Raw genomic sequence first — 17,581 nt, 5'->3', positions numbered from 1 at the left:
CCTCGGCTCCGGCCCCCGGCCTCATCCCGCCTCGGCCCCGCCCCGGTCCCGGCCGCTCGACGCTGGGAACCGGCCGAGCCCCGTTGCCGGCCGCAGCGATCGAGATATATCGTGACTCTCGTCCACTCGCGATGTATCGCGTTTCAGAAAGGCACCCCGGTGCAGGAGGAGGAGCTCATGTCCCTCGAGAAATGGCTCGTACAGGCCGGCGAGACGAAGGTCATCGACCTCGACGTCGTCCGCTCGGTCAAGGTCGCCCTCGTCGGCGGCCAGATCGACGTCATCGCCCACGACGAGCCGACCGCTCGCGTGGAGGTCCACAGCGTCGACGGCCGCCCGCTCAAGGTCTCGATGGACGGCGACCGCCTCGAGATCGACCACGTCCAGCTCCGCTGGGACACCATCGTCGACGTCGTGAAGGGCCTCTGCCGCCGCGGCGACCGCGCCGACATCAGCCTCCTCGTCCCCCGCGGCGTCGACCTCAAGTTCGACACCGTCTCGGCCGACGGCCTGGTCTCGGGCCTCCACAGCGACGCCCGCGTCTCGACGGTCGGCGGCGACATCGTCGTCGACGGCCTGCACGGCGACATCGAGGTGAACACCGTCCACGGCGAGCTCTCGGTCCGCAGCCACACCGGCCGCGTCACCGCGCGCACCGTCTCCGGCGACGTCACCGCGACCGGCGAGCTCACCCGCTTCACCGTCGACGGCGTCTCGGGCAGCGTGTTCGTCGACGCCGAGGGCACCCCCGACCGGATCCAGGCCAACACCGTCAGCGGCGACCTCACGATCCGCGTCGACGAGGGCCTCGGCGCCCGCTACCGCATCAACACCGTCTCGGGCACGCTCCAGCTCGACGGCTCCGTCGTCAAGGGCACCTTCGGCCGGGGCTTCACCTCGACCACGGGCTCGCTCGACTCGAAGTGGGTCGACGTCGCCGCCAACTCCGTCTCGGGAGACGTGGTCGTCGTCCGCCGGTCCGTCGCCGCGTCCTCCGCCTCGGTGGGCGAGGGCTGGGGCTCCCCCGGCACCGGCCCCGCCGACGACCGCCGCCCGATGGACGGGAGCTCGCTGTGAGCCCCGTCTTCGCGCACGGCCGCCTGCGCCTCTACCTGCTCAACCTCCTCGCCGAGTCGCCGCGCCACGGCTACGAGCTGATCCAGGCGCTCAGCGAGCGCTTCGGCGGCACCTACGCGCCCAGCGCCGGCACGGTCTACCCACGCCTCGCGAAGCTCGAGGAGGAGGGACTCGTCACGAAGGAGGCCGACGGCCGCAAGACCGTCTACTCCATCACCGACGCCGGCCGCGCCGAGCTCGCGAACCGCGCGACCGACCTGGGCGACATCGAGGAGGAGCTCACCGACTCCGTCCGCCGGCTCGCCGACGAGGTCCGCCTCGGCGTCGCGGAGGCGATGAAGAGCCTCCGCGCCGACTTGGCCAGCGCTGCGCGCGACTCGCGGGAGCCCGGACGCCGACCGGAGCACTCCGCCGAGGAGCCGCGCCCGCAGGACACGTCCGGCACCCCCTCCGAGCAGCCCGCGCCGGAGCAGGCCGCACCGGCCTCGGCCGACGCGCGCACCGCCTCGCGGATCGCTCTGCGCGACGCCGAGGTGCTGCTCACCGAGTTCCGCGACGAGCTGCGCGCGGAGCTGCGCACCGCCGCCTCCTCGGGATCCGTGACGACCGCGAGCGTCGACGCCCTGCGCGCCGCGCTCGACGAGGCCCGCGCCTCGGTCCGCTCCACCCTGGGCTGAGCCCGGACACCGCACCGCCGGGAGGGCGGGGATCCCGCCCGGGGTCCCCGCGCTCTCGGCGCTACTGCCGCCCGACCGCCAGCGCCTCCTCCTCCACGTCGAGGAACGCCAGAGCGCTCACCACCGCCGGCTCCTGGTACCGCCCCTCGGAGCGCGCGCGGAGCACCGCCTCCCGCTCGGCCGCGATCATCACGCGCCGGAGCCGGTTGTAGGCCTGCGGGAGCGGCTCCACGCCCTCGCCCTCCGGCGGGTTCTCCAGGGCGTCGGCGAGGAACGTCGCGTTCCGCCGCAGCCGGTCGAGCACGCGGTCCTCCACTCCGTCCTGCGGCTCCGCGTCAAGCCGGGCGAGCCCGGCGGCCTGCGCCTCGGCGAGCAGCATCTGCTTCTCGACGTGCTCCTGCATCTCGTTCGGGGCCGGCAGCTTCAGGGCGCGGACGAGCCGCGGGAGCGCGAGCCCCTCGACGAGCGTCCCCGCCACCACGATGAAGGCGAGGAACTGCAGGAACGCGCGCTGCGGCGTCTCCGCGGGCAGGAGGAACGCGGCGGCGAGGGTGACCACGCCGCGGATGCCCGCGAACGACACCCCGATCGCGGTCGGCCAGGTCCACCCGCGCTGCTGCAGCCGGCGCGGACCGTGCCGGAACAGCAGCGTCGTCATGCACATCCAGGCCACGCGGCTCCCGACCAGCGCCGCGAGCACGGCCGCGCCGATGCCGACCGTCTGCCAGACCCCGATGCCCGAGTCGGCCGTCGCCTCCACCACCGACGAGAGGCTCAGCCCGATGAAGAGGAACACCGCGTTCTCGAGCAGGAACTGGATCGTCCGCCAGTTGAGCGACTCCGCGATCCGCGCCTGCGCGGACTGGATGACCGGCGCCCGGTAGCCCAGGTAGAGCCCCGCGACCACGACCGCCAGCACCCCGGAGCCGTGCAGCAGCTGCGCCGGGATGAACGCGACGTAGGGCGTCACCAGCGAGAGGCTCGTGTCCAGGACGGACGACTGCACCTGCTTGCGCACGAACCCGAGCAGCACGGCGATGCCGATCCCGACCCCGCCGCCCACCGCCACGGCCAGCACGAAGTCGAGCGCGATGCGCCCGGGAGTGACCGTGCTGACGATCGCCAGGAGGGAGGCGTTCAGCGCCACCAGCGCGGTCGCGTCGTTGAGGAGGCTCTCGCCCTCGAGCACCGTGAGCATCCGCCGCGGCAGGCGGAGCCGCCCCGCGATCGCCGTGACCGCCACCGCGTCCGTGGGCGCCACGATCGCGCCGAACGCGAGGGCCGCGGCGACCGTGATCGCCGGGACGACCATCCACGCCACCGCGCCGACCACCGCGACCGTGAAGACGACGAGCCCGACCGACAGCAGGAGGATGCTGTCGCCACGAGCGCGGACGTCGAGGACGGAGGTGCGGATCGCCGCCGCGTAGAGCAGCGGCGGCAGGATCCCGAACAGCACCACGTCCGGCTCGACCACCACCTCCGGGATCCCGGGGACGAAGGAGGCGAGGGCCCCGACGGCGACGAGCGCCACGGGAGCGGACCAGTTCACCCGCCCCGACAGCCCGGTGACCAGGACGGTCACCACCACGAACGAGACGATCCAGACGATCGCGACGACGGGCTCCTCCATCGCGTCACTCCTCCCGGGCGTCCGCGCGCCACGGCCCCATTGTGGCCGCCCGGAGAGCAGCCCGGACAGCCGCCGGGAGGGTGCGGCTAGCGGCCGGCCTCGTGGATGTCGCGCGCCTTGGTGACCTTCGCCGGGTCCACCGGGTTCATGCCGAGCACGATCTTGCCGCGCGAGTGCCGCTTCTCGAGGTCGTCGAAGGCGTCCTGCACCTGGTCGAAGGGGTAGAAGCCCGAGACGAGCACCCGCAGCTTTTGCTCGCCGACGAGGCCGACCAGCTCGCCGAGGATCTCGGTGTCGCGCTGGGCGGTCTCGGCGTCGGGCCAGACGGCGCGCAGCTCGATCTCCTTGCGGTCGTCGCTGGAGTGGAAGCGGCCCGCCGCGATGCCGAGCTCGTCGGCGAGGGCGTCGTTCTCCCCGCCGAAGTTGTCGAGGAACACCGTGACCCCGCCGGGCGCCGCGGCCCGGATGCGGTCGGCGATCCCGTCGCCGTAGACCACCGGCTTCACGCCGATCTGGCGGAGGTAGTCGAAGTTGCGCTCGCCGCAGGTGCCGATCACCGTCGCGCCGCGGAGCTTCGCCAGCTGGATCTCGAGACTGCCGACTCCTCCGGCCGCCGCGGAGACGAGGACGGTGTCGTCGGGTCCCACATGCGTGGCCTCCAGCGCGCGCCACGCGGTCACTCCGGCGAGGAACAGCGCGCCGCCGACCTCCCAGCTCACGGAGGCGGGCTTGGCGACGAGGTTGCGGCGCGGCACCACGACGTGGGTCGCGTGGGAGCCGACGAGCGCGTGGCCGACCACGTCACTGCGGAGCCTGATGTCGGTGACGCCCTCGCCGAGGGCGACGACGACGCCCGAGAAGTCGGTGCCCTGGCGCATCGGGAAGGCCGCGGAGTGGTCGGAGTCGAACTGGCCCTGCCGGATGAACGCCTCCATGTGGTTCACCCCGGCGGAGAGCACCTCGACCAGCACCTCGCCCGCCCCGGGCTTCGGCCGCTCGACCTCGACGATCTCGAGGACGTCCGCGTCGCCGAAACGGCTGTACTGGACGACGCGGGCGGCGGTGGGGCTCAGACGGGACATGCGCTCATCATCCGCCCCCGCCGCCCCAAGCCCCTGACCCCCGAACGGGGGCGTGCGACTCAGGAGGGGTCGCTCGGGCAGTACAGCTGGGTGCGCGGACCGGAGCGGTCGATGACGTGCTCGGACATCGGCCGGCCGCAGAGCGGGCACGCCTGCCCCGCCGGCGCCTCCTGCTCGGGCTGATCGTACGGGCCGAGCGGCGGCGGGCCGATCCAGGGGAACAGCCGCGCGTTGAAGCGCTGGTAGAGGGAGCCGGTCTTCTTCCGCGTCATATCCTTAGTGTACTAACCATCAGGGCACGATGAGAGGATGACGCCGTGGAAACCGACCCGCTGGCCCTCCAGAACCAGGTCTGCTTCTCCCTCGCCGTCGCGGCGCGCACCGTCATCGGGCTGTACCGCCCCGTGCTCGAACCGCTCGGACTCACGCACCCGCAGTACCTCGTGATGCTCGCGCTCTGGGAGCGCAGCCCCCGCTCGCTCGCCGACCTCGGCTCCGCCCTCCGCCTCGAGCCGGCCACGCTCAGCCCGCTCGTGAAGCGCCTGGAGGCGAGCGGCCACGTCACGCGGGCCCGGAGCAGCGACGACGAGCGCCGCCTCGACGTCGCGCTGACCCCCTCCGGAGCGGCCCTCCGCGAGCAGGCCCTGCAGGTTCCTCCGCAGATCGCGGAGCGGCTCGACGTCCCCCTCGAGGAGCTCACCGCGCTCCGCGACAGCCTCACCGGCCTGATCGGAGCCGCGACCCGCGACGGCCGCTGACCCCCCGCTCGGGGCGCCGGCCGCGAGCACGCCGACCGCCGCTCCCCGCCGCACCGGGAAACTCCCGGTCACAGCGCGAGATCAGCCTCCGCTCGGCCCGCTCCCGGCCGTCTTGACTGCCCCCTCGTACGGAGTAGTGTCATCGCTCGTGACACACGAGGGCCCCCCGTCCGCCGCGGACGGATCGTCGGCCGACGCGACCGAGCTGCGCACCGCCAAGCACTTCTTCATCGGCGAGCCGCTCCCCAGCGACAAGCTCGAGGGACAGCTGCTGCAGAAGCGGCTCGCGCTCCCCATCTTCGCCAGCGACCCGCTCTCCTCCGTGGCCTACGCGCCGCAGGAGCTGCTGATGATCCTGCTGCTCGGCGGGCTCTCCTTCCTCACCTTCGCCCCCTGGGTGGCCGCATGCGTGGTCGTCCTCCTCGTCGTGGTGGTGCTGAGCTACCGCCAGCTGATCCGGGCCTACCCGTCCGGCGGCGGCGACTACGAGGTCGCTCGCACCAATCTGGGCGAGACGGCGGGCCTCACGGTCGCCGCCGCCCTCCTCGTGGACTACGTGCTCACCGTGGCCGTCTCCGTCGCCTCCGGAGTCGACAACATCATCTCCGCGGTGCCCGAGCTGGCGCCGCTGCGGGTTGAGCTGGCCATCCTCTTCGTGGTGCTGCTGGCGGCCGTGAACCTCCGCGGCGTCTCGGAGTCGAGCCGCGCCTTCGCCGTCCCGACGTACCTCTTCGTCGCGAGCGTCTTCGTCATGGTCGTCGTCGGCCTGGTCCGCACCGCCTTCGGCGACACCCCGGTCGCGGAGTCGGCGGGCTTCACCGTGCAGGGCGAGCAGCTCACGCAGGCGGCCGTCGTCCTCCTGCTGCTGCGCTCCTTCGCCAGCGGCTGCGCGGCGCTCACGGGCGTCGAGGCGATCTCGAACGGCGTGCCCGCGTTCCGCGCCCCGAAGGTCAAGAACGCCCAGCGCACCCTCGTCGCGATGGGCACGATCGCGATCGTGCTCTTCGTCGGCCTGACCGCCCTCGCCCTGCTCTCGAACGTGCACTACGCCGAGAACGCCTGCCACCTGGTGGGCTTCGCCGACTGCGCCACGACCCCGCAGCGCTCCGTGATCGCGCAGGTCGCCGCCGCCACGTTCGGCAACAACACGATCCTGTTCTTCATCATCCAGGCCGCGACCGCCGCCGTCCTGCTCCTCGCGGCGAACACCGCGTTCAACGGCTTCCCGCTGCTGGGCTCCGTGCTGGCCCGCGACGGCTACGCGCCCAAGTCGCTGAACACCCGCGGCGACCGCCTCATCTACTCCAACGGAGTGATCATCCTGGCGCTCGTCGCCGCGATCATCCTGCTCGTCTACCAGGCCTCGCTCACGAGCCTCGTGCAGCTGTACATCATCGGCGTCTTCGTCTCGTTCACGCTCGGGCAGTCGGGCATGGTCAAGCACTGGGTGCGGATGATCCGCAACGGCGAGGGCTCGCGCACCGTCTACACGAGCCTGGCCATCAACCTGTTCGGCGCGACGCTGACGTTCGCGGTGCTCGTCGTCGTCACGATCACGAAGTTCACCCACGGCGCCTGGCTCGTCTACCTGGTGATGCCGATCCTCGGCGTCCTGATGGCCGGCGTCTACCGCTACTACCGCGACGTCGAGAAGGAGATCGAGGTCGACCCGACCACGACCTTCGGCGCCAACGGCGACCACGCGATCGTGCTGGTGGGCCGGATGAACAAGCCCACGCTGAAGGCTCTCGACTACGCCATCGCGGCGCGGCACGAGACGCTGGAGGCGGTGCACTCCTCCATCGACGACGCGCAGACCGCGCAGCTCAAGGCCGACTGGGCGCAGATGGACATCGAGGTGCCGCTGCGCTGCGTGGCCTCTCCCTACCGCGACATCTCGTACCCGCTGATCAAGTACATCAAGGCCCACCGCCTCGAGCACGGCTCCGAGATCACCACCGTCTACATGCCGCAGTACATCGTCGGGCACTGGTGGGAGGCGTTCCTCCACAACCACAAGTCGCGGCGGATCCGCCAGAAGCTCCTGCTGGTGCACGGAGTGACGGTGGCGCTGGTGCCGTGGCTGCTGGACTCGTCCGAGCTGATCTACGGACGCCGCTCCCGTCCGATCCCCGGCCAGACGCGCCGCGGCGAGCCGGTGCGCCCGGTGACCCGCCGCCCGATCCCGCCCGCGTCCTCGCTCCCCCAGGGAGCCGCCGGCGAGGGCGCTCCGCGCATCCCGCAGCGCCCGGCCGCGCAGAACCGGCCGCGCTCGAAGCGGCGCTGAGGCGGCGGCGGCCCCGAGCCGGCGCGGGCCCGGAAACGGGTAGAGGGCCCGCGGCGTGTGCCGCGAGCCCCCGATTTCCCCTTAGTGCCTTCCCCCGAAGGCGGCCCGCCCCAACGGGCCGTGTCCGACGCTATCGGTGGGCTATGCACCGGCGCATCCTCCTCGCGACGGATGCCCGTGCTCCCTTGAGACGACAGGCTCGTCCTCCGTCGTCTCAGACGACGGCCCCGCGCACCCCTCGGCCGGTGAGCCACCAGACCGCCGCGACGGCGACCGCGGCCGCAGCGCCGCCGCCCACGAGCAGGATCGCCGCCCGCACCACGTGCGCCCGGTAGGCGGCGTCGAGCGGATCGATGCCCGCCCCCGCCAGCACGATCCCGGCGGGAACCACCGCGGCCGCGAGCACCACGGCCGCGGCCGCGATGCGCACCGGCTGCCGGCCGTCGGAGCGGAGCTTCCGGGGACGGCGGCCGACGTACCAGACCACCGCGCCGATCCCGAGCCCGAGCAGCCCGAGCACGCCGCTCGCGTACTGCGCCCATCGGAAGCCGGGGAAGGGCCCGAGCTCCTGCTGCAGCAGGGGGATCGCCGAGACGAAGAGGCCGCCCCGGTGGGTGAAGCCGTCCCACATCACGTGGCTGGCGGCTCCGATGGCGATGCCGGCGGCCGCGAAGACGAGCACGCGGATCCACTCGGCGGCCCCGCGGGGCGGCGAGCGCCGGGGACGCAGGCGCGAGCGGACCAGCGCGGGCGCGAGGTCGCGCCAGGCCGGAGCGACGACCGCGCTCCACAGCGCGAGGCCGAGCATCCCGAGCAGCAGGTCGACGGTGACGACGCCGAGGAGGGAGTGGGTGGACTCGCGGGCGACGGCGATCGGGAGGTACATGCCGATGTCCGGGACCATCGCGCCGATGGCCACGGCCGCGGCGGGGATCCGGCCGTTCGAGAACGCGAGCGCGACGACGGCGTGGCTCGGCGTGAAGGGCATGACACGCACGCTATCCCGGCGACGCGTCCGGCGAGTGTCCGCGTCGCGAAGCGCGCGTCACCGATCGCGGTCCGGCTCCTGCGCTCCGCTCCGGCTCGTCGGCCTCCCGGGGCCGGCGGTCAGCCCGAGGAACGTGATCCCCAGGACGAGGAACACCGGCCAGACCGGATTCCCGAGGACCGCGAAGACCGCTCCCGCCGCGAGGAACAGCGGACCCGTGACCGCGTTCCAGCGCCGGGACGCCTCCTCCGACGACATCCGACCCGAACCCTTCCCGTCCTGTGCGCGCACCATCGCTCCACGCTAGATCGCCTCCGCGAGGCCCGCCTCCCCCGTCCGGCGGAGCTGCGCGCTCGGGGAGCTCCGAGCGCGGCGACCGTAGAATCGTCCGGAAGTCCGGCCCTCCGGGCCCAGCGGCGACGGATCGGAGCGGGTGTGCGGAAGGCGTTCGCGATCCTCCGCCTGGCCCTCGCCGGGCTGGGCGCGGTCGGACTCGTCGGCGACTTCTTCTACACACTGGGCTTCCGCGCGTTCCAGATCGACAACTTCTTCGCCTACTTCACGACGCAGTCGAACATGGCCGGGGTCGTGGTGCTGGGCCTGTCCGGCCTGGTCGCCCTCGCGCGCGAGCGGGAGCCGCGCTGGCTCAGCACGGTGCGGGCGCTCGTGCTCACCTACATGGTCGTGTCGGGGATCGTCTTCGGGCTGATCGCGGTCGAGGCCAACAACCGCGGCGTGCGGGTCGACGTGCCCTGGTCGAGCGCGCTCCTGCACTTCGTGATCCCGACGCTCGCGATCCTCGACTGGATCCTCGGACCCGGCCGCCGCCCGGTCGCCTGGCGCGGGGCGCTGACCGTGCTCGGCTTCCCGATCGTCTGGGGCGTCATCACCCTGGTCCGCGGGGCCCTCATCGGCTGGTACCCGTACTTCTTCCTCGACCCCGGCCAGGTCGACGGACCCGTGATGTTCGTGCTCTACGACGTGATCGTGCTGAGCCTGATCTCCGGCATCGCCGCGTTCGTCCTCGCGCTCAGCCGGGTGCGGCCGCTCGGGGCGGCGCACGCGTCGGAGTGGCGGGGGCCGCTGGCGCGGCTCCGCGAGCTCGTCAGCCGGGGACGACGGCGAACGGCTCGAGCGCCGTCTGCGCGAGGGTGACCAGCTCGTCGTCGCTGAGATCCTGCAGCGAGAGGGCCTGATCCGCTCCGACCAGCCCGACGAGCACCGCCTCGCCGGTCGACGGCTGAAGATTGAGCCACTCGGTGATGCCCGCCTCGGAGCCGACGAGCGACCAGCGCGCGGGGGCGTCGGCCTCCCAGAACGCCTCGTCGAAGCGCAGCCACAGCGTCTCGACGACGCCGGAGCCGAGGGCCGCGACGGCCGCGCGCTGCGCGAACGGGAGCGGCGGGTCGAAGGCGATCGCGTCCGTCTGGAGCACCCCGATCGGCACGGTGACCAGCACCCGGTCGGCTGTGAACGACTCGCCGGTGCCCAGGCGGATGCTGACGCCGGTCTCCGTGTAGCCGATGCCGCTCACCACGGCGCGCAGCGAGACCTCGACGTCGGCGAGCAAGGTGTCGACCAGCGGCGCGAGCCCGTCGGTCAGCAGCGCGTCGCCGGAGTCGTCGCTCAGCTCCTCCGCGGTCGTGGCGGCGGAGGCGTCGCCCAGTCCGTACCAGGAGGAGAGCTCCTCGGGAGCGGCGCCGGTGCGCAGCGCGGTCGTCCCGGCGAGGTGCGCCGCCACGCGGGCGGCGTCGCCGTCGCCGGAGCCCGGCTCGGCCTCGGCGGGATCGGGCGCTCCGGAGCCGGCGAACGACTCGGCGAGCGCCAGATCCTCCGGCTGCTCCGCTCCCCACTCGAGAGCACGGGTCAGGGCGTCGGCACCCGTGGTGCCGGTGTCGAGAGCCGCGCCGTCGGCGTCGCTCGAGCGGACGTCGGCGAGGTCGACCGCGGTCGTGACCACGCCCGCGTCCGCGATGCTCTCGCGCAGGGCGGCTCCCGGGCCGGTGAGCGCCCAGGCTCCGGTCTCGACGGCGATCGGCCAGCCGTCCGGAGTCGCGGTGGCGATGCGGCCGCCGGTGCGCTCGCGCGCCTCGACCACGGTGACGTCGAAGCCCGCGTCGGACAGGCGCCGCGCGGCGACCGCTCCGGCGAGACCGGCCCCGACGATCGCGATCCGCTCGCCCTCGTCGGCGACGGCGCTGATCTCGGCGGCCGCGCGGACCCCGGAGCTCCAGGCGCCCTGGAGCGTGCCGGGCGCCTCCGTGTCGGTGGCCTCGCCCGCGAGGAAGACGCGGTCGAGGACCGCCGTGCCCAGGTCGGTGCGGTGCTGCGGCGTCGCGCCGACGGGCAGGTACGAGACGGAGCCGAGCGCGTACGGATCCTCGGCCCAGGCGGAGCGCACGAAGGCGGCCGGCGCGGGGACGGCGGTGGTGCTCGGCGTGGGCACGGGGGCCTTCGTGACGGAGCGGGTCGGCGTCGGACGCGACGGCGTGCAGCCCGCGAGAGCCAGGAGCCCGACTCCCGTGGCGGCTCCCGAGAGGAAGAGGCGGCGTCCGATCGTCATCCCGGACATCCTACGTTCTCGGCGTTCGGCCGGGGCGGCGCGGGCGGCGTGGTGCTGACGCCACCCTGGCACGCGGCCCGCTTCGAGGTGCGGGGTGACGGCGGGACAGCGAGCGGATAGCGTCGGGGCAGCGCGGACCGGACCGCGGCGACGGGGGACGCGGCATGGACACGACTCGGACGCGGACCGCGACGACGACGGCCGGGGCCCCTCCCCGCAGTCACCTCCACGCGGTGCTGCTCGGCGCACTGGGGATGATCGTGGCCCCGCTGCTCATCGTCCTCGCGACCACGGCCTGGTCCTCCCCCGGACCGGAGGAGTACGTCCGCATGGCGCTCGGCTCGGTGGTCGCGGCGTGCGTCTCGGTGGTCGGCGCCTGGTGGCTCGCCTTCGAGCGGCGCAGCGCCGGGGCACCCGGTCGCACCTGGTTCTGGGGCGTCGCGTGCCTCTTCACGGTCAGCGCGGTCTCGACCGTCGGAGCCGCCGCCGACCGCCTCACCGGCCTGATCACGGGCTGAGCAGGTGGACGTCCAGGCGCGGTCACCGCGCTCGCCTCACCCCTCAGCGACCGCGCCGGTGGTCGCGAGTCCCCCCTCGAGCGAGCGGCGGCAGCATCGGCGCCGGTGATCGCCCCGACGAGACGACCGAGCGGCTCCGGCTGTTCCGTCCCGCCGAGAGCGATCTGGACGAGCTGTGGCGACTGTACTCCGACGAGCGGATCGCGGCGGGCGACCCCCTCCTCCGGCACGGCTCCGTCGAGCAGACCCGGGCGGTGCTCGCCCGCCGGACGGCGCAGTGGGCACGGGACGACCTCAGCAGCTGGGTCGTCCGGCTGCGGAGTCCCGAGGGCGGCGCGGACGGTGCGATCGGGATCGGCGGATGCACCCTCCTCACCGACACGGCCTGGAACGTCGCGTTCACCGTCCATCCGGACCACTGGGGCAGGGGGTACGCCCAGGAGATCGCCTCCGCAGGCATCGCGCGGGCGCGGCGGCTCAGGCCGGAGCTCCCCGTGACCGCGGTCGTCGCGGAACGGAACGAGCGATCGCACCGGACGGTCGCTCGACTCGGTCTCGACCGGAGGTGGGCGGGCCCCGATGCGCACAGCCCCGACCCCGCGGCTCGCATCGTGCTCTACTCCGACCGCCTCCTCTCCGAGGACGAGATCGGCCGCCTCACGAGCTGAGGGCGCCGCGTGGCGCGGGTCGCCGCAGGCAGCAGCGGAGCCGAGACGCCTGTGCGAGACCGGGACGTCACGTTCCGGTGCGCCTCCCGGCCCCATCTTTCTTCCCGGCGGGCGGCGCTGCGCACGAGTGGGTGGGTGGGCGGCGCGGCACTCGCGCCGACCCCTCTCGCGATCGCGCTCAGCGGCCGCCCGCGAGTCGGGGCAGGAAGGGCGCGGAGGTACTCGCCGGACGGAGCATTCGAAGCCCGTCACCGCGAGGGGCGTTAGCGTCGTCGGATGGCGAGCATCACGTACCCCGCGCCCCTCCGCGTCGGAGGCCGGGTGGAGGTGCCCGCGCCCTCGATGGGAGTCCCCGAGCACCTGCACGACCGGCTGCAGGACGCCGCGCGCCGACTCGGCTCGGCGGGATACGACGTCCGGGTCCGGCCGCACGCCCTCCTCGGCGGACTCGCTCCGGCGTCCGCCGCGGATCGGGCGGCCGACCTGCACGACGCCTTCCGGAGCGGGGACGCGGTCCTTCCTCCATGGGGCGGCGAGCTCGCCGTCGAGCTGCTGGAGAGGCTCGACTGGCACGCCCTCGCGGAGGCCCGGCCCTGGTTCGTCGGCTGGTCGGACGTCTCGACGCTGCTCCTGCCCCTGACGACGACGACCGGGCTCGCGACGATCCACGGCGCCAATCTGATGGACGAGCCGTGGGAGCTGCCGGTCGGGTTCCACCGCTGGACGGAGGTCGCCGGTCTCGAGCCCGGAGCCGCGTTCACGCAGCACGCCGCGCCGCGACGCCGGAGCCGTCCGTGGGGTGCGTGGGCGGACGAGCCGCTCGACCGCGATCGGGCCTACGAGGAGCCGACCCGCTGGCGCTCGCTCGACGGGGCAGCGGACGCGGCGATGTCCGGCCGCTTGATCGGCGGATGCCTCGAGACGGTGTCCCTGCTCGCGGGCACGCCCTACGGCGACGTGCCGGGTTTCGCTCGCCGGCACGCGGCGGAGGGCACCGTCGTCTACCTGGAGGCGGCCGGGTCCGACTCCGTCTCGGTGCTCCGGATGCTCACCTCCCTCCGGCTCGCGGGGTGGTTCGAGCAGGCGACCGGCGTCCTGATCGGCCGGACCGAGGGCGCGTCCCTGCCCGAGCTGAGCCAGGAGGACGCGGTGCGGCGGGCTCTCGGCGATCTCGGCGTGCCGGTGATCCTCGACGTCGACACCGGGCACCAGCCGCCGCAGATGCCCCTGGTCAACGGCGCGCTCGCCGAGATCGCGCTGAGCGGGCCGACGGCCTCGATCACGCAGCGGCTCGTGCCCTGACGGGTCGTCGAAGTACCGCGCCGCCACCCAGATACACAACGCTTCTTGCACAATCTTTCTTGTGCTTTAGGCTGAGCGCATGGTCGACCGATCGAATCTGCACGACGCAGCTCACATGCGCGTCCTTGCTCACCCCACCCGCCTACGCCTGCTTGGGCTGCTCCGAGAGCTCAGCCCACGAACCGCCGCGCAGCTCTCGGAGCACATCGACGAGGCGCCGGGGACGCTGAGCTACCACCTGACGAAGCTGGCGGGAGCCGGGCTGATCGAGGAGGCGCCGGAGTCGGGCCGGGATCGGCGGGAACGCTGGTGGAGGGCGAAGCACCTCGAGACCGTGTGGGACGAGAGCGAGGTCGCACGCGACCCGGAGAAGCTCGGAGCCCTCCGTGAGATGGCGGCGGCGATCTCCCGCGTCTACGCGCAGCAGTACGACGAGTACCTCGCGTCGACGCCGACGCTGCCGGAGGAGTGGGTGAGCGCCGGCACGAGCAGCGACCGCCGCTGGCGCCTGAGCGCGGATCAGCTGTGGGAGCTGCGCGACGAGCTCGCGCAGCTCGACCGGAAGTGGGCGCGGATCAGCGACGACCACCGGACCGACGACGGGTCGGAAGAGGTGTTCTTCCTCGTCCAGGCCTACCGCCGGCCGCGATGAGCGCGGCGGAGCGCTCCTCGCGGCCCCTCGCCGCACTCCTCGTCGGGCACGTCCTCTCCAGAACCGGCAACGTCGTCACCCTGTTCGCCGTGCCGTTCCTGGTGCTGAGCGCGGGCGGAGGACCGGTGGAGGTAGGGACAGCGGCCGCCGCGGCGACCGCACCCGTCCTCCTCGGCGGGCCGCTCGGCGGCGCACTCGTCGATCGTGTCGGCCTCGTGCGGTCGTCCGTGCTCTCCGACGCGGTGAGCGGCACGAGTCTCGCGCTCATCCCGCTCCTGACCGCGCTCGACGCGCTGCCGTTCCCGGTCCTCCTGACGATCGTCTTCGTCAGCGGCCTCCTCGACGTCCCCGGGGAGACCGCCCGACGCGTCCTCCTCCCCCGCCTCTCCCAGACGGCGGGCATCCCGCTGGAGCGCTCGGTCGGCTTCCTCGACGCCACCACCCGCCTCTCCACCATGCTCGGCGCGCCGCTCGCGGGGGTGATGGTCAGCACTCTCGGCGCCGATGCGGCCCTCCTCGCGACCGCAGTGTCCTTCGCCGCGTCCGCGATCCTCACGGCGGCACTCGTCCGGGCACCGTCGACCACCCCCGAGGGGCCGGAGGAGAGCTCGACGGGCTACTGGTCGGACCTCCGGGAGGGTCTGCGCTTCATCCGCCGGGATCCCCTCCTGCGCTGCATCATCGCCCTCGTCCTCGTCACCAACACCCTCGACGCCGCCCGGTCGAGCACGCTCCTCCCCCTCTACGCCGAGCGGCACCTCGAGGGCGCGTCGTCCCTCGGCCTCGTCTCCGGCGTGTTCGGCGCGGCCGCCCTGACCGGAACGCTCGCCTTCGGCCTCGTCGCGCACCGCCTGCCGCGCCGGATCCCCTTCGCCGCCTGCTTCCTCGTCGCCGCCACCTACGGAGCCGCGCCGGCTCTCGGTCTCGGTGTCGTGGGGCTGGCCGCCTCGGCCGCCGTCTGCGGGCTCGCCGCCGGAGCCCTGAACCCGATCCTCGGCGCGGTCTTCCTCGATCGCATCCCGACCGCCCTCCAGGCGCGCGTGCTCGGACTCGTGTCCGCCGGGACCTGGGCAGGGATGCCGCTCGGCGGAGTCCTCGGAGGGCTCGCCGCCGACACGCTCGGCCTCCGCCTCACCTTCGCCGTCACCGCCGTGGTCTACGTGGTCGCCGCCGGCACTCCGCTGCTCGGCGGAGCCTGGCGCCGGATGGAACGGTCGGCCTCCTGACCCCGGCCGCGGAGCCGAGAACGACCGGCGTGAGGAATGCGGCGCCCCGGCCCTCCTCCGCCCGCCGAGCGCAAGGCCGAGCGGCGGGAAGGCGCCGAGTGGTAGACCTGGGGGCATGAGCAACGACATCCGCGCACTCGCCGAGGGCGAGAGCTACCTCGCCTTCTTCCAGGGCGGGCCGTTCGACGGCCAGACCGAGAACCGCGTCAGCACCGAGGGGGGCTACGAGAAGGAGGTCGACGTCTACGCCGCCGTCGACGGCCAGGAGACGCACCTCGTCTACAACGCCGTCTCCGCGAAGGAGGTCGGCGAGGCGGTCCACGTGACCTACTCGATCGACACTCCCGACTCCGACCCGATCGAGGACCCGGAGGACCGCGGCGGCGGATTCCAGTAGTCCGCACCACCCTTCGGATGCCGCTCCGGCGTCGCGCTCAGCGCGGCCGGGGCGGCATCGGCATGTGAGGACGCGCCACTCCGGAGACCACGCCTCCCGCCGCTCCTAGGATGATGGTTCCTCACTGTCTCGGCCGATTCAGGTCCGCGTTCCTCGGGAGCCGCCGTGTCCGATCCGCTGATCCGCCCGATGCCCCTCCGCGGCGACTCCGCCCGGCACTGGCTGCGGGCCCGCCACGCCGAGGCCGGGCCCGACCCCGCGTTCGCCGTCACCGGGCAGGAGGCGGCTGCCGAGGGCGTGCTCCTCCGGCGGATCTGGCACACGGCCGGCACGATCGACTTCCGCCCGAGCCCCCGCGCCGACCCGGGGTCGGTGGTGCTCCTGCTCCCGCTCGAGGGCGCGTTCACCGTCGCCAGTCGGGAGGAGCGCGAGTTCGTCGGCCGCGGCACCCTCGCGGTGCTGCCCGCCCGATCGGGAGCGACGATCAGCACGAGCGCTCCCAGCTCCCGGCTCGTCCTGGTCGTGCGGCCCTCGGGCGACGCGGATCCGCCCGCCGGCCTCACCGTGGTCTCCTCCCCTGCGGCACCGGTGCTGGTCGCCGCCGCGAACGCGGTGCTCGACGCCGGGCTGCCCATGAGCCCCGGGCTGCACACCGCGCTGCGGGGCCTCGCCGCGGCCGTCGTCGCGGAGTGACGGGAGCTGTCAACCCTCCCCGCCCCGGCCATCCGCTCGCAGGGACGTCCTCGAACATCAAGTGACGCCGATCGTCGGCGCCGGAAGGAGCACTCGCCATGGCCGAGATCACCGCCCACCACGGACTCTTCAAGGACACGGACCTGCACGTCGACGACACCGGCGGATCGGGCCGCCCCGTGGTCCTCATCCACGGCTGGCCCCTCTCGGGCGAGTCGTGGAAGGAGCAGGTCCCCGCGTTCGCCGAGGCCGGCTACCGCGTCGTCACCTACGACCGCCGCGGCTTCGGGCGCAGCGACAAGCCGCTCACCGGCTACAGCTACGACACGCTCACCGAGGACCTGCACACCCTCCTCACCGAGCTCGACCTGCAGGACGTCACCCTGGTCGGCTTCTCGATGGGCGGCGGCGAGGTCGCCCGCTACTTCACGAAGTACGGCGCCGATCGCCTGCACAGCGTCGTCTTCGCCTCGGCCGTCCCGCCGTACCTGATGAAGACGGACGACAACCCGGACGGCCCGCTCGAGAAGGCGCAGGCCGCGCAGATGACCGCGGGCCTCACGAAGAGCGAGGACGACTTCTACGACCAGTTCACCACCGACTTCTTCTCGGTCGACGGCGTGCTGAAGGTGACGGAGGAGCAGCGCCAGGAGGCGATCGCTCTGGCGAAGCAGTCGGCCAAGCACGCGGCCCTCGCCTGCATGACGGCGTTCGCGACCACCGACTTCCGCGAGGACCTGCCCAACGTGTCGGTGCCCGCGCTCGTCATCCACGGCGACGGCGACGGCACGGTTCCGTTCGAGGGCTCCGGCGCCCGCACCCACGCGGCGATCCCCGGCTCCGAGCTGCACGTCGTCCACGGCGCCCCGCACGGAGTGACCGTGAGCCACCCGGAGGAGTGGAACCGCGTCGTCCTGGAGTTCCTCGCGAAGTAGCGGCGGCACTCCCGCATGCTGGTCGAGCAGCCCCGCAGGCGCGTATCGAGGCCCGTCGCACGGACACGGATCTCGATACGCGCCCTGTGCGCTGCTCGATCAGCAGGAACCGGTCACCCACGCGC

General features: G+C 73.3%; 19 protein-coding genes. 13 read left to right on the top strand and 6 right to left on the bottom strand.

Going from position 1 to position 17,581, the window contains the following annotated elements:
• Positions 1-177: 177 nt before the first annotated feature.
• Both C5B92_RS10085 and C5B92_RS10080 read left to right on the top strand, forming a co-directional pair.
• Positions 178-1,077 carry a DUF4097 family beta strand repeat-containing protein gene (locus tag C5B92_RS10085; RefSeq protein WP_258061335.1) on the top strand — a complete coding sequence of 300 codons (900 nt, stop codon included), beginning with the start codon at positions 178-180 and terminating at the stop codon, positions 1,075-1,077.
• Positions 1,074-1,754 (top strand): PadR family transcriptional regulator, encoded by a 681-nt coding sequence (locus C5B92_RS10080; RefSeq protein ID WP_104226827.1) that lies wholly within the window; start codon positions 1,074-1,076, stop codon positions 1,752-1,754. The genes C5B92_RS10085 and C5B92_RS10080 overlap by 4 nt, the downstream gene beginning before the upstream one ends.
• Positions 1,755-1,815: 61 nt before the next feature.
• Here C5B92_RS10080 and C5B92_RS10075 read toward each other — a convergent pair whose 3' ends face one another.
• The 3 genes from C5B92_RS10075 to C5B92_RS10065 form a co-directional block, all read right to left on the bottom strand.
• Positions 1,816-3,387 carry a sodium:proton antiporter gene (locus tag C5B92_RS10075; protein WP_104223748.1) on the bottom strand — a complete coding sequence of 524 codons (1,572 nt, stop codon included), beginning with the start codon at positions 3,385-3,387 and terminating at the stop codon, positions 1,816-1,818.
• Between the two features lie 86 nt (positions 3,388-3,473).
• Complete coding sequence (locus tag C5B92_RS10070) at positions 3,474-4,469, bottom strand: NADP-dependent oxidoreductase (RefSeq protein ID WP_104226826.1); 996 nt, start codon at positions 4,467-4,469, stop codon at positions 3,474-3,476.
• Between the two features lie 59 nt (positions 4,470-4,528).
• Entirely contained in the window at positions 4,529-4,741 is a 213-nt protein-coding gene (locus C5B92_RS10065) for a hypothetical protein (protein WP_104223750.1), read from the bottom strand.
• A gap of 45 nt (positions 4,742-4,786) precedes the next feature.
• Between C5B92_RS10065 and C5B92_RS10060 the strand changes: the two genes are divergently transcribed.
• Entirely contained in the window at positions 4,787-5,227 is a 441-nt protein-coding gene (locus C5B92_RS10060) for a MarR family winged helix-turn-helix transcriptional regulator (protein ID WP_104350356.1), read from the top strand.
• Between the two features lie 148 nt (positions 5,228-5,375).
• A complete protein-coding gene (locus tag C5B92_RS10055; RefSeq protein ID WP_374952928.1) occupies positions 5,376-7,514 on the top strand; it encodes an APC family permease in 2,139 nt (712 codons plus the stop codon).
• Positions 7,515-7,728: 214 nt separating this feature from the next.
• Here the strand turns inward: C5B92_RS10055 and C5B92_RS10050 are convergent, their stop codons facing one another.
• Both C5B92_RS10050 and C5B92_RS10045 read right to left on the bottom strand, forming a co-directional pair.
• Positions 7,729-8,502: a DUF4184 family protein gene (locus tag C5B92_RS10050; protein WP_104256060.1), complete on the bottom strand. Its 774-nt coding sequence runs from the start codon at positions 8,500-8,502 to the stop codon at positions 7,729-7,731.
• A 57-nt stretch (positions 8,503-8,559) separates the two neighbouring features.
• Entirely contained in the window at positions 8,560-8,796 is a 237-nt protein-coding gene (locus C5B92_RS10045; RefSeq protein WP_104353577.1) for an SdpI family protein, read from the bottom strand.
• 141 nt (positions 8,797-8,937) lie between these two features.
• Between C5B92_RS10045 and C5B92_RS10040 the strand changes: the two genes are divergently transcribed.
• Positions 8,938-9,657: a Pr6Pr family membrane protein gene (locus C5B92_RS10040; protein ID WP_104233845.1), complete on the top strand. Its 720-nt coding sequence runs from the start codon at positions 8,938-8,940 to the stop codon at positions 9,655-9,657.
• Here C5B92_RS10040 and C5B92_RS10035 read toward each other — a convergent pair.
• Positions 9,608-11,065, bottom strand: coding sequence for an NAD(P)/FAD-dependent oxidoreductase (locus C5B92_RS10035; protein WP_181028795.1), 1,458 nt, complete (start codon positions 11,063-11,065; stop codon positions 9,608-9,610). The genes C5B92_RS10040 and C5B92_RS10035 overlap by 50 nt on opposite strands.
• A 164-nt stretch (positions 11,066-11,229) precedes the next feature.
• Between C5B92_RS10035 and C5B92_RS17305 the strand changes: the two genes are divergently transcribed.
• The 8 genes from C5B92_RS17305 (at position 11,230) to C5B92_RS10000 (ending at position 17,456) form a co-directional block, all read left to right on the top strand.
• A complete protein-coding gene (locus C5B92_RS17305) occupies positions 11,230-11,583 on the top strand; it encodes a hypothetical protein (protein ID WP_181028794.1) in 354 nt (117 codons plus the stop codon).
• A complete protein-coding gene (locus C5B92_RS10030) occupies positions 11,508-12,251 on the top strand; it encodes a GNAT family N-acetyltransferase (RefSeq protein WP_181028793.1) in 744 nt (247 codons plus the stop codon). Before C5B92_RS17305 ends, C5B92_RS10030 begins: the two co-directional genes overlap by 76 nt.
• 276 nt (positions 12,252-12,527) lie before the next feature.
• Entirely contained in the window at positions 12,528-13,553 is a 1,026-nt protein-coding gene (locus C5B92_RS10025; protein WP_104256057.1) for an LD-carboxypeptidase, read from the top strand.
• 79 nt (positions 13,554-13,632) lie between these two features.
• Positions 13,633-14,205, top strand: a complete 573-nt coding sequence (locus tag C5B92_RS10020) for a winged helix-turn-helix domain-containing protein (RefSeq protein WP_104256056.1) — start codon at positions 13,633-13,635, stop codon at positions 14,203-14,205.
• Positions 14,202-15,431: an MFS transporter gene (locus C5B92_RS10015; RefSeq protein ID WP_181028792.1), complete on the top strand. Its 1,230-nt coding sequence runs from the start codon at positions 14,202-14,204 to the stop codon at positions 15,429-15,431. The genes C5B92_RS10020 and C5B92_RS10015 overlap by 4 nt, the downstream gene beginning before the upstream one ends.
• Positions 15,432-15,546: 115 nt before the next feature.
• Complete coding sequence (locus C5B92_RS10010; protein WP_104223758.1) at positions 15,547-15,828, top strand: oligoribonuclease; 282 nt, start codon at positions 15,547-15,549, stop codon at positions 15,826-15,828.
• Between the two features lie 165 nt (positions 15,829-15,993).
• On the top strand, positions 15,994-16,521 hold the full coding sequence (locus tag C5B92_RS10005) for a hypothetical protein (protein WP_104256055.1): 528 nt from the start codon (positions 15,994-15,996) through the stop codon (positions 16,519-16,521).
• Positions 16,522-16,619: 98 nt separating this feature from the next.
• Positions 16,620-17,456: an alpha/beta fold hydrolase gene (locus tag C5B92_RS10000; RefSeq protein ID WP_104223760.1), complete on the top strand. Its 837-nt coding sequence runs from the start codon at positions 16,620-16,622 to the stop codon at positions 17,454-17,456.
• Positions 17,457-17,581: the final 125 nt, after the last annotated feature.

Source organism: Rathayibacter sp. AY1A4, assembly GCF_002930955.1.
Taxonomy (GTDB): Bacteria; Actinomycetota; Actinomycetes; order Actinomycetales; family Microbacteriaceae; genus Rathayibacter.
Note: the sequence above shows the minus strand (reverse complement) of the source record. Positions and strands in the feature narration are given on the sequence as shown.

Excerpts from the sequence above, each read along its gene's own strand:
- C5B92_RS10085 (WP_258061335.1), top strand. The coding sequence starts at position 178 with ATGTCCCTCGAGAAATGGCTCGTACAGGCCGGCGAGACGAAGGTCATC.
- C5B92_RS10075 (WP_104223748.1), bottom strand. The coding sequence starts at position 3,387 with ATGGAGGAGCCCGTCGTCGCGATCGTCTGGATCGTCTCGTTCGTGGTG.
- C5B92_RS10070 (WP_104226826.1), bottom strand. The coding sequence starts at position 4,469 with ATGTCCCGTCTGAGCCCCACCGCCGCCCGCGTCGTCCAGTACAGCCGT.
- C5B92_RS10065 (WP_104223750.1), bottom strand. The coding sequence starts at position 4,741 with ATGACGCGGAAGAAGACCGGCTCCCTCTACCAGCGCTTCAACGCGCGG.
- C5B92_RS10050 (WP_104256060.1), bottom strand. The coding sequence starts at position 8,502 with ATGCCCTTCACGCCGAGCCACGCCGTCGTCGCGCTCGCGTTCTCGAAC.
- C5B92_RS10045 (WP_104353577.1), bottom strand. The coding sequence starts at position 8,796 with ATGGTGCGCGCACAGGACGGGAAGGGTTCGGGTCGGATGTCGTCGGAG.
- C5B92_RS10035 (WP_181028795.1), bottom strand. The coding sequence starts at position 11,065 with ATGACGATCGGACGCCGCCTCTTCCTCTCGGGAGCCGCCACGGGAGTC.
- C5B92_RS17305 (WP_181028794.1), top strand. The coding sequence starts at position 11,230 with ATGGACACGACTCGGACGCGGACCGCGACGACGACGGCCGGGGCCCCT.
- C5B92_RS10025 (WP_104256057.1), top strand. The coding sequence starts at position 12,528 with ATGGCGAGCATCACGTACCCCGCGCCCCTCCGCGTCGGAGGCCGGGTG.
- C5B92_RS10020 (WP_104256056.1), top strand. The coding sequence starts at position 13,633 with ATGGTCGACCGATCGAATCTGCACGACGCAGCTCACATGCGCGTCCTT.
- C5B92_RS10015 (WP_181028792.1), top strand. The coding sequence starts at position 14,202 with ATGAGCGCGGCGGAGCGCTCCTCGCGGCCCCTCGCCGCACTCCTCGTC.
- C5B92_RS10010 (WP_104223758.1), top strand. The coding sequence starts at position 15,547 with ATGAGCAACGACATCCGCGCACTCGCCGAGGGCGAGAGCTACCTCGCC.
- C5B92_RS10000 (WP_104223760.1), top strand. The coding sequence starts at position 16,620 with ATGGCCGAGATCACCGCCCACCACGGACTCTTCAAGGACACGGACCTG.